General features: G+C 42.6%; 9 protein-coding genes. 7 read left to right on the top strand and 2 right to left on the bottom strand.

Annotated features, from left to right (window positions below; genetic code table 11):
* The first annotated feature begins 100 nt into the window (after positions 1-100).
* From ACSQ8O_RS34120 to ACSQ8O_RS34100, 5 genes are all read left to right on the top strand, one after another.
* A complete protein-coding gene (locus ACSQ8O_RS34120) occupies positions 101-4,702 on the top strand; it encodes a pectinesterase family protein (RefSeq protein WP_436245329.1) in 4,602 nt (1,533 codons plus the stop codon).
* A 323-nt stretch (positions 4,703-5,025) separates the two neighbouring features.
* Positions 5,026-8,721, top strand: a complete 3,696-nt coding sequence (locus tag ACSQ8O_RS34115) for an OmpL47-type beta-barrel domain-containing protein (protein ID WP_436245328.1) — start codon at positions 5,026-5,028, stop codon at positions 8,719-8,721.
* Positions 8,722-8,908: 187 nt separating this feature from the next.
* On the top strand, positions 8,909-9,688 hold the full coding sequence (locus tag ACSQ8O_RS34110; protein ID WP_436245327.1) for a stalk domain-containing protein: 780 nt from the start codon (positions 8,909-8,911) through the stop codon (positions 9,686-9,688).
* 580 nt (positions 9,689-10,268) lie between these two features.
* The gene (locus ACSQ8O_RS34105; RefSeq protein WP_436245326.1) at positions 10,269-11,411 is read left to right on the top strand and encodes a zinc-dependent alcohol dehydrogenase; all 1,143 of its coding nucleotides are present in this window, start codon (positions 10,269-10,271) and stop codon (positions 11,409-11,411) included.
* Positions 11,412-11,658: 247 nt separating this feature from the next.
* The gene (locus ACSQ8O_RS34100) at positions 11,659-11,922 is read left to right on the top strand and encodes a hypothetical protein (RefSeq protein WP_436245325.1); all 264 of its coding nucleotides are present in this window, start codon (positions 11,659-11,661) and stop codon (positions 11,920-11,922) included.
* A gap of 561 nt (positions 11,923-12,483) precedes the next feature.
* Here the strand turns inward: ACSQ8O_RS34100 and nagA are convergent.
* Positions 12,484-13,629: an N-acetylglucosamine-6-phosphate deacetylase gene (gene nagA, locus ACSQ8O_RS34095; protein ID WP_436245324.1), complete on the bottom strand. Its 1,146-nt coding sequence runs from the start codon at positions 13,627-13,629 to the stop codon at positions 12,484-12,486.
* Positions 13,619-14,419, bottom strand: coding sequence for a DeoR/GlpR family DNA-binding transcription regulator (locus tag ACSQ8O_RS34090; RefSeq protein WP_436245323.1), 801 nt, complete (start codon positions 14,417-14,419; stop codon positions 13,619-13,621). The genes nagA and ACSQ8O_RS34090 overlap by 11 nt, the downstream gene beginning before the upstream one ends.
* A gap of 578 nt (positions 14,420-14,997) precedes the next feature.
* On the opposite strand from ACSQ8O_RS34090, the gene fba reads away from it, so the two are divergent.
* On the top strand, positions 14,998-15,864 hold the full coding sequence (fba, locus tag ACSQ8O_RS34085; RefSeq protein WP_436245322.1) for a class II fructose-1,6-bisphosphate aldolase: 867 nt from the start codon (positions 14,998-15,000) through the stop codon (positions 15,862-15,864).
* 94 nt (positions 15,865-15,958) lie between these two features.
* Positions 15,959-16,969, top strand: a complete 1,011-nt coding sequence (locus tag ACSQ8O_RS34080) for a LacI family DNA-binding transcriptional regulator (protein ID WP_436245321.1) — start codon at positions 15,959-15,961, stop codon at positions 16,967-16,969.
* Positions 16,970-17,016 lie beyond the last annotated feature (47 nt).

Raw genomic sequence — 17,016 nt, 5'->3', positions numbered from 1 at the left:
ATCATTCAAGATGTGAACAAATGATTATAGCGGATATAAGCGTGCCACTAGTATAATCTGAGTATATTTTCAAAAAAAGTATAGGAGGTTGAGAGACTACATGATGATGAAAGCGCTTAGAATTATGTTGTGTCTGCTGTTTCTTTCTTCCTACGTGCCGCTTATCGGTGCGTCTGAGATCCAGGCGGCGGCAGCGCCGGTTACATCTCTTGTCAATGATAATTTTGAAGGAAGTACGTTAGGAGTATTGCCTGTAGGGTATACCCCGCCTTTTGGCAGCGGTGTGATTACTTCTTTTACAGCTACGAACAATTCTACGGTAATTAATAGTAGTAATCTTAGAAATAGCTATGGCCAAACATCGACTACTTTAGTCGGAAACACAACCAATGTATTATGGATCAGTGACGGCGCTGGCAGAGGCGGCTTCAATAAAGCTTTCACGCCAGTAACCGCAGAGAGCGGCAAAGGGATGACTGCGCAGCTCGATTTTATGGAAGGCGCTATGGTAAGCGACTCATACGTTTTGGAATTGCTAGACAGTAATAAGAAAATAGCGCTTTCCTTAAAGGCCGATTACGCCTTTCCGGATCCTCTAACAGGCGGCACACAAAAATTCCAGGCGAAAACCTGGTATACGGTGAAGTACGTTGCCGATGTAAAAGCCAATACGGCAGATCTTTATATTAATGGCATTTTCTCAGGTAATTTCAAATTCGCCAGCCCGGTTACAGATATTGCGTCTATTAATTTTAGAATGGCGGGTACGTCGACAGGGAATGCGTATGTGGACAACATCATCGTTTCTCAACAGGAAGCGGTGACACCACAGAACTTGACAACCGAAGGCGCAAACCGCAGGGTTGAGCTTAGCTGGGATGCAACAAGCGGTACAGATACTTATAATGTGTATCGCAGTGAATCCCGTGATGGCATCTATGACAAGCTTGCAGAAGGTGTGCCCTCAAACAGCTACACGGATACTGCCGGTCTGACTAACGATAAATACTACTATTACAAGGTGACATCGGTGAACTCGTCCGGTGAAAGTGAGTATTCGTATTATGCGTCTGGCTATCCTAATAACGTGGAGCCCCCTTCAGACGAAATTACAGGTCTTAACGGCATTGTCAGAAACGGGCAGCTTACAATCGCCTGGAATCCTGTTAATAAAGCGGCCTTCTACACGCTTGAGAGAAGCACAACACCGGAAGGACCTTTTGTCCCATTATTGACGAACGGGAAACCCAAGCTTACAAGCACTTCCTATCTGGATACGAACTTGCGGTCGGATACGGCGTATTATTACAGACTTTCAGCTGGGAATGTCGGCGGTCTGGGTCAACCCAAACTGCTCGGAAAGGTATCCCCTGCAGCACCGTTAGGTGCACCGACGCTATTGAGCATCGAGCCTGGAAATAACCAAGTCCAGCTAAACTGGACTTCAGTAACGAAAGCATCGTCATACAGCGTAAAAAGAAGTTTGGTAAACGGTGGACCTTACATAGCGCTAACTAATGTTATCGGAACCGGTTACTTAGATACCACTGCGGATAACGGCAAGACTTATTTTTATGTAGTTGATGCTGTGAATGATGGGCAAGAAAGCATGATTTCAAATCAATTAAAAGCGAAGCCATATGCTCCGGTTAATGGTGCACCAGCTAAACCGACAAGCTTCCAAGCAGTCGCAAACGAAGGCAGCGTAAGCCTTTCCTGGAATGCGGTAATTGGCGCTTCTTCTTACAATGTAAAGAGAGCTATTTCTGCTGACGGGCCATATACGGTCATCTCTTCAACTTACGATGCGATATTTGGCGATTTGAGCGTGACAAACGGGATCACTTATTATTATGTTGTGTCTGCTGTAAATTCGAACGGCGAAAGCCCTGATACGGATGAACTTGTTGTTCTTCCGGCGGCTGTGTTGACGGTTGATAAGAATGTAACGGCTGATGGAGTAAAAGTGTTCAATACGATTCAAAGCGCTATTAATCAGGTTCCGACAAATAACACCACAAGAACGATCATTCATATCGCTTCAGGTACGTATACCGAAAAGGTTAAGATTGATCGACCTTATGTAAGTCTTGTCGGCGCGGGCATGGATAAAACAACCATTATGTTTGGCGATTACGCAGGGACTGTGGCTACACAGGGCAAGCCCGGTCACACAGGAAACACATTCCTAAGTCAGACGGTGGATGTAACGGCAGACTTCTTTAACGCTTCCAATTTGACAATCGAGAACAGCGCCGGACCGCGCAATGAAGTGGCACAAGCGGTAGCTCTGTCACTCAAAAGTGATATGGCCGTATTGGAATCTGTAAGATTGAAAGGGTTTCAGGATACGCTGTACAACGGCTTAAATACCAAAAGTCAGGGACGCCATTATTTCCACAATAGCATTATTGAAGGAGACGTCGATTTCATCTTCGGTGAAGCTCCCGCTGTCGTTATGGACAATGTGAAATTAGTGCTTGTGAGCAATGTCCCGACCGGCGCGAGTGCAGGAGGACATATTACGGCAGGAGCGCAGAAAAATACGACGGACAAGGGATATCTTTTTATTAATTCTCAAGTGGTCGATGGTCCTTCTGCACAAGGGATCTACGATTTGGGCCGCGCTTGGAAGGATTACGCAAGAGTTACATTTATCAACACTTTCATCGATTCGAAGAAATTCCTTCCAGAGGGTTGGGCGGCTTCATGTGCGGGTTCCTGTATCACTAGCTATTTTTCGGAATATAACAGCTATGGATACGGAGCGAATGCAACCGCACGTCAAATTTCCACCCAGCTCACGGGACAGGAAGCAAGTTTGACGATTTTGCAAATTTTAGGTGGCTGGGATCCATCCATTCCGGTTATCATGCCGAAAGTAAACTATGCGCCAGCAGTAGAGGTTACATCCTCCAACTTTGATAAGAACCCAGCAAATCAGGCGGATATTAACGTAAGCGTTAGGAGCAACGGATTTGCGTTGACGAATATCACGAATGGCACAGGAGTTCTTGAATCGTTGGACTACACCGTTACCGGCAGTGTATATACACTCAAGAAAGATTACCTTTCCCGACTACCCGTGGGATCAACGACACTGGGCTTTAACTTCGGAGACATTGCCGTGCCATTGATTGTAAATGTGGTCGATAGCGAGGAGAAAGATATTGGCAGACAGGTATTGATGCCTAATGACGGATGGGGAGCCCATACCACAGGAACAACCGGCGGATCGACGGCTAATCCGGAACAAATTTTCATCGTGAGCAAGCGCAGTGAACTAGTGAAAGCATTGCCAGGCGGCACCATGCCGAAGATGATCTACATAAACGGCACGATAGATATGAATGTGGATCAAAACAACAACCCGATAGGTATGGAATTCTACAAAGATCCGCTTTATGACTTTAACGCTTATCTCCAGACATACGACCCGGCCGTTTGGGGTAAAACATTGCCTGGCGGCGCTTTGGAAGAGGCGCGTGTAAGATCGGCAAGCAATCAGAGTAAACAAATCAAAGTTAATGTCGGTTCAAATACGACGATCGTCGGTTTGCCTGGCACCAATGCGAAGATTCTCGGCGGCAATCTGAACGTAGAGAATGTGGATAATGTCATTATCCGGAACATCGAATTCCGGAATACATTTGATTATTTCCCGCAGTGGGATCCGACGGATGGCGATTTGGGCAATTGGAACTCTGCTTATGACAGCATCTCGGTAAAAAGTTCTACTCATGTTTGGATTGACCATAACACATTTAGTGACATAGGCGGCATGGATGATCCGAATCACACCTATTTTGGACGCAAGTATCAACAACACGACGGTGCTGTGGATATGACGAATGCATCCGATTTGATTACCGTATCCTACAACTACTTCCATGATCATGACAAGACGACGCTTGTAGGTGGAAGCGATAGCTTTAGCAGCGATGCTGGCAAAGAAAGAATTACTTTCCATCACAACTTTTATCGGAATGTAGGTCAGCGTGCACCACGTGTGCGTTACGGTCAGGTTCATGTGTACAACAACTATTACGAAGGAACAGTGAACCATCCGAATAACCCATTCCTCTATGCAATCGGAGTAGGATACCAATCTCAGGTCTATGCTGAAAATAATTATTTTGCGAATGATACGGCTTTATCCCCTTCATCCCTGATTCAAGTATCCAGCGGCACTGCATTCACTGACAAAGGCTCCGTTTTGAATGGCGAAAATGTTGAAGTCGCCAAGAACAACGGTACTTTGCTGCCTGTTAATTGGACGCCAAGACTGTATACTTTTGCGGATCAAACGGCATATGTTCCAGCTCTCGTTATTCATCAAGCGGGTGCAGAAAACACACAAACGGGCGACACATTTGCACCGCTGTGGAACTCCGGCAATTTGACCGCAACGAATGTAACGAAAACGGGCTTGACCTTAAACTGGCATGCAGCAGTAGATAACATCGGCGTGACCGGATATAGGGTTTATCTGGTGAGCGATACTTCGGCTAAGGAAATCGCAGTCTTGGGCAACGTTACAACGTACAATGTCGCTAATTTGCAAAAAGATACGAATTACAAGCTTATGGTCAAAGCGGTTGATGCAAGTGGTAACTTGAGTCTTTCCGGTCCTAGTGTCACGATTAAAACGGATCATGATAACAGGGACAATAATCCAGGCTACCCAAAAAAGGGAAGCTAAACTTGAAGTGCACTCCTTAAAATAGACATTGGAAAACCCTCTGGTTAATCCGATGACTTATAAGGGGTGCATTTTTTAAATTTTTAGAAGATTTGTCGAGGAGTATCATATCTCCGACCGATAATCATTAGCTCAGAAATACGGGCGAAATGTTCAAATGATTGTTTCGGAACCTCAAACATAACTGATAAGCTGATGAGGATATTCGAATTAATTGAGCCTTGTTTGAGCATTGATGATGCGAGGGGGGACAAAGCAAGTTTGTAAGAACTTGAAAGCGATTCCAAAGTCGTCACAACCACTTAAACGCGGGAGGAATTACATTGAAAAAAAGTATTGAAAAGGTAACGAGTTACGTTTTATTGTTTGCTATATTGCTATCTGTAATAGCAAGCGGAATGTTCAATACGGCAGTACACGCTACCGGTCTTTCGATCACCAACAATGGAGGCTGGAATGAGACGGCCTATGTAGAATGGGCACCTGTAAGTAATGCGACGGGATATAATGTATTTGTTAAGCCTGCAAGTGCAGCAGATTCTCAATATGTACAAATTGATACGCAATTAATCCGACAATACCCTTCAAATTGGAGAGCTGATGCTATAGGGCTTGCAGCTGGGAATTATGTAATGAAAGTCGAAGCAGTACTGTCAGATGGTTCCAAAGAAAGTAATGTTTCAAATACGATATCAGTAGCGCCACATGACAGATCTGGATTTGCCTTTGCAGGAAACTCACCATTTGGCACAGGTTCAGGAGCTTATAATAATGATGGAACACTTAAGAATGGCGCTCAAGTTATTTATGTAACATCTGCGACTGCGCAAACAGTAGCTCTTGATGTGATAACCAGTAGCTCAGGTACTAAACAAACAGGTGTTGGTTTAGGTGCAATTCTGGCACTAAGACAAAAAGGCTATGATAAAACACCACTTGCAATTAGATTTATTGGAAAAGTGACAGATGCTGACATGAGTGGACAACTTAACAGCAGTGGATTTCTTCAAGTAAAAGGGAACGCAAATTATGCGGAAATGAATATTACATTAGAAGGAATCGGACAAGACGCCTATGCTTATGGCTGGGGATTCCTACTTAGAGCAGTCGGTAATGTAGAAGTAAGAAACTTTGGTATTATGTTATTCCCTGACGATGGCGTTTCACTTGATACAGGTAATGCTAATGTTTGGGTGCATAATAATGATATTATGTATGGAAAAGCAGGCGGAGATGCTGACCAAGCAAAAGGTGATGGTTCAACTGACCTTAAAAAAGGATCAACTTATCTTACAATCTCTTACAATCACTATTGGGATTCCGGAAAAGCTGCTCTAGTCGGTTTTGATGATACATCTGAATTCTTTGCAACATTCCACCATAACTGGTTTGATCATTCAGACTCTCGTCATCCACGTATAAGAACAGGATCAATTCATATCTATAATAACTTCTTTGATGGCGTCGCAAAATATGGTACTGGCGCTACAACTGCAAGTAATGCCTTTGTAGAATCAAATTATTGGAGAAATGCTCATAATCCAATAATGATTTCTTTACAAGGCACGGATATTAAAAATGGTGTTGCTAATGGCACATTCTCCGGTGAAGCAGGAGGTATGATTAAAGCCTACAATAATATTATTGATAATCCTAATAGTCTTATCTATGCAAATTCCAATGCAGGAACAGCTCCAGCTAATGCAACATCATTTGATGCGTACTTAGCTTCGTCAAGAAATGAAACAGTTCCTAGTTCATACAAAACATTAGTAGGTGGAACAGCTTATAATAACTTTGATACGACTATCGATACAGGAGTAAATGTAGCTGACATTGATTCCGTAAGCATTGTTGAACAAGTTGTTACGGCAGAAGCTGGACGCCTAAATCATGGAGACTTTACATGGGATTTTGTTGATTCAGTTGATGACACATCGTATAGCCTTAATTCAGCACTGATGTCTAAAATACTAAGTTACACAACTCAACTTGTATCTGTAGGTGGTAATTCAACAGAAACACCACCAACACCACCAACAACACCACCAACAACACCGCCGACAACACCACCGACAACACCGCCTACATCGGCAATTGTTCACAACTTTACTACAAATGGAAAAACAAGCAGCTTCTTCACGATTGTAGGGAACCTTTCAACAAGTAAGGGAACAGTGGCATATGATGGTTTAACACTAACTCAATGTTTAAAAATGGAGAGTACAACCAATATTGGGTTTACCACAACACAAGCTTCAACATTAACATTAGTGTTTAATCCAGCAAACGGACTTAAAATCAAGATAGATGGAACAAGCTATGCAATGACAAATGGTATTGTCAGTGTATCACTTGCGCCTGGCGCACATACCATTACTAAGGATGATGTTACAAATCTTTATTACATGAAACTCGCAAGTATGGAGAGCGATACGACACCTCCAGGGGATGCAATGTTTACAGCTGATGTGACAACTCCGACCAATACCGATGTGAACGTGATTATTCAGTTCCCAAATGACGCAGCTGTGAAAGAATTTAAAGTGGGCACTGAAGGCGCATGGACACCATACACAGCACCGATTGTTATGGCATCGAACAATACGATCTTTGCCAGAGGAACGGATACAGTTGGGAATACATCGAACATTAGCAGCTATATGGTAAGCAACATCGACAAAACGCCTCCGGCTGACGCAACATTGTCAGCAGACGTTACATCGCTAACCAATTTGGACGTTACCGTAACGATCAGCTACCCGGGAGACGCTTCGTCGATGGAATATAAAGTGGGAGCAAGCGGCGTATGGACAGCGTACACTGAACCGGTGGATGTTTCCGACAATGACACCGTGTATGCAAGAGGAACAGATGCAGTAGGAAATGTATCTAATGTAACCAGTATTACGGTAAGCAACATCGATAAATCGGCTCCGGCTGACGCAACCTTGTCAGCTGACGTTACAGCGCCAACCAATCAGGACGTTACCGTAACGATCAGCTATCCATCCGATGTGACGGTGAAGGAGTACAAAGTAGGAGATATCGGGACATGGACGGCATATGGCTCTCCAGTGGTTGTCTCCGAAAATAGCACGGTTTATGCTAGAGCAACAGATGCTGCAGGCAATGTGTCGAATGAGACGAACTACTCAGTCAGCAATATCGATCACATAGCACCTATCGATGCAACCTTGGTTGTATATACAAATACGCTGACTAACCAAGCTGTCAACGTAATCATCAGCTATCCGGGAGACGCTTCGTTGATGGAATATAAAGTGGGAGCAAGCGGCGCGTGGACAGCTTACACCGCCCCAGTAGTTGTCTCCGACAATGATACCGTGTATGCAAGAGGAACTGATGCAGTAGGAAATGTATCAAATGTAACCAGCATTACGGTAAGTAACATTCATAAAATAGCTCCTGTAACAACCGCTACCCTAAGTCCGGTTGCGCCTAACGGAAAGGACAGCTGGTACACAACAGATGTGACCGTGAGCTTATTCGTAAGCGACATTTACGGAGGATCAGTAACAACGGAATACCAAGTGAATGAAGGTGAATGGATCATTTACACTGGCTCCATTCCAGTCTTCGGTGACGGAACTTATAAGCTCGGATATCGCAGCAAGGATCAGGCAGGCAATGTAGAACAAACCAAAACCGTCGAATTCAAAGTCGACAAGACAGCACCAGTGATTTCCGTCCAACTCGATAAAACCTCGATTTGGCCGGCAAATCATATAATGGTTCCGATTAATGCCACGCTGGATACTAGTGATGCTACATCGGGCGTTGAATCCGTGGTATTAACGTCCATAACGAGCAATCAACCGAATAGCGATCCAAGCGATATTCAGGTCAATTTCGGTACAGCCGCCACTTCTTTTAGCTTGCGTGCGGAGAAGTCGCGGATCTATACCATCATGTACACGGCAACTGACAAAGCGGGCAACAAAACGCTAACAACAGCAACCGTCACAGTGCCGCATGATCAATCCGACAAAAATTAAGAGGTAGTTCAATTGATTGAATACGAATAAATGATCACAAACAGAAGTATTATTTCTTGACTTTGGAACTTTCGTAAAAGAAAAGAAATAGTAATGTTACTATTTGCATTGTGACTTAATAACTTTAGGGATTCAGCTAACGGTGAACAATAGTTGAATAATCAAATAGACACATGGAGGAAGTCACGTGCGTAAAGAACTCAAAGGAATGGGAATCGGATTTGTTTTAATCTCACTCTTAGTTGGCGGCTCGGCTCTAGCTGCTGGCTACAAAAGTACAATTGAAGTTTTATTCAACAACGTCAATCTAACGGTGAATGGTAAAAAAGTAGCAAGTGACAATATTCTATATAACGGTACAACCTACATCCCTTTACGTGATGTGGCCGATCTATTAGGAAAAAAAGTTGGATGGGATCAGGCATCAAATACTGCAAGCATCAACGATCCTGGATTTGTACCAGCTGATAATGGTGACGCCTCGGTGACTTGGAAAGACGGGGAGGAAGACGCAAACTTAACAGTACATTTTAAAGACCGAAGCGCAACCGTTGTTATTGGGCGTGATCATCCAAATGGTACAAAAATGAATGTAATCTTTAATGAAGATAAGTTTGGCTGGCCATTGGAATTGGATAAAGGCAGCAGTACCGACATATTTAAACCTTATGGCGATTTAAACGATGGTTTTAGTATCCACGCAATGCTTCATGATTTCGATGGGGATGGTAATCCAGAGATCGTACTTACCGCAGGCGATGGACTGGTGACCGGCCATGTGTGGGTATTCTCATATACGTCGGTTTCCGACGTATCGAAAATCAATCCATTAAAACTCGAGCTATCCGAAATGATTCAACAAAAGGTGGAGTTGGATAAGAATAAACTTATCATTCCTTATGGCAGCGTAGGGCTCTTTAATGAGTATGACTATACGAACGGTCATTTCGCTAAGAGTGTTCAATAGTAATAATTATGATAATAGAGCATATTGCATAATTGCGTTTTTAATGAGATTTAGGCTTGTCTCAGGAGCGGTTGGAATGGTAATAATATTTGACGGCAAAGGAAAAATAAACAAGTCGTTGCTTACGTTCAGTCCATACTTACGTAAACCAAGAGGAAATGTCAAGAAAAGGAGCTGCCAAGGCAGCTCCTTTTGCATTTGCACCTTCATACGCGATTTTATACATATGTCCTGCTGGGCGTTGAACTAACGGACAGCATACTAAAAAGAACATGCAGAAATGTAAACCAATCAATTGGCTTCATAATAACATCACTTTCTCAATGGATGGTTGCTTTCGGTATTAACGGTTACCTTAAAGTTCTTCGTTTATACATTATTTTTCCATTTTTGGTTTATGCTAAGCTAGAAAAAAGTGAACAGAACCCTATTACTTTGAAGGACTTCTGCTCACTGATTTCATTACTCTTGGATTCGGTGCTTGGTATAGAAATGGAGTAATCCGCACAGATTACCATTAAATGCTTGCTTTCAATAACAAAATGGTGCAAGAGCAAAAATTAAACAAGGGAGTAATTAAATGAAAGCTGTAACCTACCAAGGGTTAAAAAATGTGAAAGTTAAAGAAGTTCCTGACGCAACAATACAGAAGTCGGATGATATCCTTGTCCGCATCACAACAACGACGATATGTGGCTCGGACCTTCATCTTTATAACGGAGAAATTCCTAACACCCCTAAGGATTTCATAATTGGACATGAACCAATGGGGATTATAGAAGAGGTTGGTAAAGATGTGACTAAAGTGAAAAAGGGAGACCGTGTCATTCTTCCCTTTAATGTTGCCTGCGGTCATTGCTGGTATTGTACACATCAACTGGAAAGCCAATGTGACAATTCGAATGATTTTTTACATGGTGATACAGGCGGTTATTTGGGGTATTCCGAAACTTTTGGCGGGTATGCAGGCGGACAAGCTGAGCTTCTCCGTGTTCCATATGGGAACTTCGTTCCTTTTAAAGTGCCTGAGGATGCTGAAATGGAAGATGAAAAGCTCCTCTTTCTATCTGACATTGTACCTACAGCCTATTGGAGTGTGGACAATGCCGGCGTGAAAGCCGGAGACACCGTCATTGTCCTAGGGTGTGGCCCCGTAGGCTTGCTAGTGCAGAAATTTGCCTGGCTGAAAGGTGCAAAACGCGTTATAGCCATCGACCATGTTGATTATCGTTTGGAGCATGCTCGGAAAACAAATCGTGTAGAAGTTTTCAATTTTAAAAAGCAGGACGAGCTTCTACAACATCTAGCGGAGCTTACGGGTGGTGGTGCAGATGTGGTTATTGATGCCGTAGGACTGGATTCGGAGAAAACTTTTGTCGAAAAGGTAGAAACGTTGCTTAAGCTGCAAGGTGGAGGTTTAGGAGCATTCAGGATGGCGACTAAACTTGTGCGCAAAGGAGGCACTATACAAGTAACTGGTGTATATGGCACAAATTATAACGCATTTCCTTTTGGTGATCTGTTTAGCCGTAATATTACTGTGAAATTGGGACAAGCTCCTATTATTCACTATATGCCCGAATTATATCGTCAGATTAAGGAAAGCGTGTTTGATCCGACTGATGTGATCAGCCATAGGCTTCAACTAAGTGACGCAGAACACGCCTATAAGATATTCAATAATAAAGAAGATCATGCAATAAAGATTGTCTTGAAACCTTAGCACATACGCTTTAAAAATGAGCATAAGGCCCATCCCGCAAAAGATGGCCCTAAAACTTGCCGTTACAGACAGCGCGAAGGACCATTACAATAGTTAGGTAGCGCGGATGGTTCATTCCGCTAACGGATAGCGAGAGTTCAATAACATCAGAATAAGGCTGCCGTTGATTGATCCGGCAGTCATTGCTGCGTTAATACAAGGGGACAGTTTCATGCACCGGAGAAGCTAGCCATTATCAATTTGGAAAATGGCACAGGCTATTATTAAAGGCTTCTCTCACTACAGAAAATGTACATCTCACGAACTAAGTCAATTACAGTTATTGACTCAGCTTTATCATATTGCGGTGCTTCATATATATATTGGTCAGCATAATTCAGGAATGGATGTTCAACAGAGTTTCAACGATATCATAAATCAATTTATTACCCGTAACGATTGGTTGAATAGTCATAAAGTGGCGATTAATCAACTCATAGCGGAATATCTCCTTTTAAACCTTCGTGAATGACAACACATGAAATTCCCCAAAGAACAACAATATTAGAAAGTAACATTTCCTAAAGTTGCTGTGAAGCATAATAGTGAAGGGGAATCTGGTGGTTTATCCAACTAACGTAAGAATTGGTTCAGTAGATTACAAATACTGGAGCATTAAATGTGAATGATATCTTATTTTATGTTGCTGGTTCAGTTTTTGGGTGTCCGCGATTAGGAAGAATCAAAGCCTGAAATGTAGAAGCTATTCCATTCATAAGTTTATTGAAAAAACTTGGTTTTAATGAGGACGGCGAACTTAGAGGTTATTCTTCTCATGGGGTTTTCGTCGATAACCGCTGTTTTTCTCTTTTAAGAAATGAGTGGAATTGAAAAGCTAACTGCGAACTAAAGTTCAAAACCAGAGAAGGCAGTCGGTCATTTTTGGCTCGATTGCCTTTCCTTATGTTAATTGCAGGGGAATCTTATTTATCCACCAATAATCAATGCATGGAAAATTGTATTTAATGTGAAGTGTGCGTATTGGTAATCGAGGATTTCGATGATTCCTGTTTAAAGAGAATGTACCCAAACATTAGATGATATGACCTTTAATCATTGTCCATTGCACTTGGAATTGTTCATTTAACAAGACAAGATCAGCATCAAAGCCCGTGGAGATTCTGCCTCGGGTATCAAGGCTTAATATTCGTGCAGGTGTGGTTGAAGCCATTTGAACCGCGTCTTTTAAAGAAATGCCGGTTTCTACGGTTAGACGAAGTGCCTCATTCATCTTAACCGTACTGGAGGCTAAAGTCCCATCCTCTAGTCGAGCTACACCGTTGGAAACCGTAACATGATGTCCACCGAACACATAATTCCCATCACCTAGTCCCATGGCTTGCAAAGCATCTGTGATAAGTACCATACCATCTGGTCCTTTCAGACGATGCATCATTCTAATGATCGCAGGATGCAAATGAATACCATCCACAATCGCTTGAAGGCTGACATGTTCTTCTTCAAAAGCGGCTACAACCAAACCGGGATCACGATGATGAATCGGACGCATGCCATTGAAACAATGCGTAACGTGACTCGCTCCGGCTACAAAAGCTTGCTTTGCTTCCTCGTATGTGGCATCCGAATGCGCAACCGCGATTATGATGCCATTTTCTTTCAGAAAAGAGATGAGCTCCATCCCGCCAGGTAATTCTGGGGCAATTGTAACCATCTTAATCAGTCCATCTGCTTCGTTAAAAATTTCTTTCATTTCAGTAAGATTCGGATGTCGTAAAAACCGTTCATTTTGCATACCTTTACGCTTCGGATTCAGGTACGGACCCTCTAGATGAAGCCCGGCAATTTTGGCCCCGACTTCACGCCCGATCACACGTTTCACACTACGAATCATGGCTAGTAATTCTTCAATTGTAGAGCTAACGGAGGTAACCAGAAATGAGGTGCAGCCCGATTCGGCACAAGCACGCGAAACCTCCTGAATACTCGCCACACTGCCATCCATCATATCGAACCCGTTAGCACCGTGGATATGCACATCGATCATACCAGGTATCAATAAATGGCCTTGGCCATCCATAAGTTCATATTCGCCCTCAGGAAGAGAAGAAAGACCACTTTCTATCTTTTCAATAATTCCGTTTCTTATCCAAAGTGTGGCAGGTAGAACAAGGTCGTCTGGTTGGATCACGTTTACGTTGTGCAAAATTTTAAGACTCATCTTTGTTATCCTCCTCGTATTTGTCATTCTCTTCACATTGAATAATCGCTATATTTTTATTATGGAGTACTTCTCTTATTTCGTTAGGTACCTCTTGATCGGTAATCAAAATATCCACAAAGTCAAAATCTAAACGATAAACCGATTTGCTTGTAAACTTCGTGAAATCAGCCACGACGATTACCTGATCCGATCTGCGGGCCATCTCTTTTTTTACAGAAACATCATCTTCGTAAGGAAAGTAAAGCCCATCAGTTCGTATAGATGTAGCGCCGATAAATGCCTTATCAGCTCTTAATTCTCTTAGTTTATCAATGACGGAAGGTCCATATAATAACCGATTTTTGGTATGTAAATAGCCACCTAGCACATATACTTGCAGATCTTCCCGTCCTGAGAGAATCCCTACAATGTCTATGGAATGTGTGACAGCTGTAATATTTTTAGCTGTAATTTGTTCTGCTACAGACTGTACCGTAGTTGATACGTCTAAAATGACTGTTTCCCGATCTTGAACTAGTTTAGCTGCTATCTTCCCAATTTTACTTTTACTGTCTGTTTCGTCAATTAAACGTTCCTGATAGGAGGCTATTTCCTTCTTTAATTGAGGTAAAGCGACGCCTCCATGTGTACGAATAACGACCCCTTCTTGTACTAATTTAACAATATCCCTTCGGGCTGTATCCCTAGATACATCTAGAAGAGAGCAGATATCCATAACACTCATCGCATGGTGTTCATTAACATAGTCGAGTATTTTCAGTAATCGTTCTTCTTGATACAATATCATCACCTCTTGTAAGTAAGGCTATCATAAAATATAAGTGAATTAAAGTTAATTTTAAGTATATTTAAGTATTTTAGTAATATCACTATTTTATTTAGCCAATTGATAGGCTTAATTTGTAATTTCCGTATATTAAAAGCTCTTCGAGCAAAGCATTCAATTCTATAGCTGTTGTGACACTACTGCATGTATATGTTTATTGCACGACGGGGCAGTGTTATCCAATATTGAAAACATTCGTTTTCTAGAGCATAGGATAGCGCTTAACTTATTTTGCGAACGAAGTATTGAAACCTTCTTTTCTAAGGAGTATACTTTGATTGTTAGACACACCTATAGATAGTGTGAAATACGTAATAATATTAGAGTTTTATGGTTTAATGCTTATTGGGAGGTTATTCTTTTCGTTTCTCTAGTGAATTAAGCGCTTAACTTAATTTTAATTTTATGTACGTACTCCGATCTCTAAGCGAATGGTAAGGAAGCTGTTGAGTGTATGCGCGTAAGAAAATGATTACTGCTCGTTGGCAGTAGTATAATATCCGGCGCCAGCTGGTTTACTTTGAATGGAGGGGTCACAAATGGCTCTTGTTTCTATGAACCAGATGCTATTTAAAGCAGTAAGAGGTCTATATGCTGTCGGGCAATTCAATTTGAACAGCTTTGAATTTACGCAGGCGATTCTTCAAGCCGCAGAAGCAGAGAAGGCCCCTGTAATTCTTGGATTGAATGAAGCTTACTTGCCATATATGGGTGGGTTATCGACAATTGCCGCTATCGTGAAAGAACTTATTGAACATTATGGTACTACCGTTCCTGTCGCACTCCATCTGGATCACGGGTCGACTTTCGAAGTATGCCGGAAAGCAATTGATTCTGGGTTTACTTCAGTAATGATTGATGGGTTTCATCACTCACTGGACTATAACATCGAGCAGACTAAACGTGTGGTGGAATATGCTCATGCGAGAGGCGCTTCAGTGGAAGCGGGTCTTGGCAGAACCGTAGGACGAGAGGATGACATTAACGTGGACGAAGCGAAAGCGATGTATGCGCTCACGGAAGAATGTATTCGCATGGCTCGTGAAACGAACATTGATGCATTAGCGCCGGCACTTGGCTCGGTTCATGGGCCTTATGGAGGGGAGCCGCGAATCGCTTTTGAGCGAATGAATGAAATTCGGAAGATTACTGGGCTGCCACTGGCCTTGCACGGCGGAAGCGGATTACCAGATGACATTATCCAAAAAGCGATTATACTCGGTACGGCCAAAATTAATGTGAGCACGGACAATCAGTTAGTTTTCACCGCTAAGGTTAGAGAGCATTTGAAAGCCAACAAGGAGGATTATGACCCTAGACGTTATTTGAGTCCTGCTCGGGATGCCTTACAGCAAGGTGTGCAAGCCAAAATGCGTCAATTTGGTTCATCAGGAAAGGCAAAATAGATTCGTAAATCTTAATGCTTTCCTCTTGCAACTCCTCATGGACATCTTCATAATGAAAATACGACTAATCAACTATTGAATGAGGAATATAAGCATGAAAGCAACGATATATGATATCGCAAAAGAAGCAGGCGTTTCAATTGCAACTGTATCAAAAGTGTTGAACGGTAAAGGGAAAATTAGCGCTGAGACGAGTAAGGCCATTCATGCCATCATGGAACGACTTGATTATCAACCAAGTGTGATCGCATCTGCTTTAACAGGGAAAAAAACGTATACATTAGGTCTGCTTATACCTGATATATCCAATCCCTTTTTCTCTGAAATCGCCAGAGCTATTGAGGATCACGGAGAACAGCTGGGTTATAGCGTAATCATGTGCAGCACGGACAACAAAGATGAGAAGGTAGAACGATACATTTCGTTACTGCAGCAAAAAAAGGTCGATGGCATCATTATAGCAACCGGAATCGATAATAAGGAAATTGTTGAGCAGTTGCTAGCCAAGAGTATTCCTGTTGTCCTTCTGGCTAGAGATATGCCGCTAGTAGCCGTGAATACAGTGGTCGTCGATGATTACGTCGGAGGATGCTTGGCAGCCAGCCATCTGATCGGTTTAGGTCATCGACGAATCGGCATCATCGGTGAAAAGGAAAAGGTAAGAAGCAGCCGAGAGCGTATCAGAGGCTTTCGCCAAACAATGGAGGACCACGGAATCACCTTTCATGAGAATTGCTTAAAGACTTGCGATTATAAGGTAGAGGACGGCAAGAAAAAGGCGCTAGAATTGCTTCAATCTGACGAAACTCCAAGCGCAATCTTCGCTTGCAATGACATGCTAGCAGTAGGTGTACTTCAAGCTGCGAAAGCAGTTGGGAAAAAAGTACCCAACGAACTTTCAATTGTCAGTTTTGATAATACGATATTGTCGGAGCTTGCTGACCCGCCGTTAACCACTCTAGCACAGCCAATGGAGCATATGGGTAAACTTGCAGTAAACATGATCGTTGAAGAGCTGCAGAGCTCAAATCAAGTGAAACAAAGGACGGTACTACGGCCGGAGTTAATGATAAGAGATTCTACTGCGTTGATAAGTACTTCATAAAAAAAAAGAGCCTTCTCTTCCGCGTGATATCGTGGAGTTGAAGGTTC

This window comes from Paenibacillus sp. LjRoot56 (assembly GCF_964253335.1).
Lineage (GTDB): Bacteria > Bacillota > Bacilli > Paenibacillales > NBRC-103111 > Paenibacillus_E > Paenibacillus_E allorhizoplanae.
Note: the sequence above shows the minus strand (reverse complement) of the source record. Positions and strands in the feature narration are given on the sequence as shown.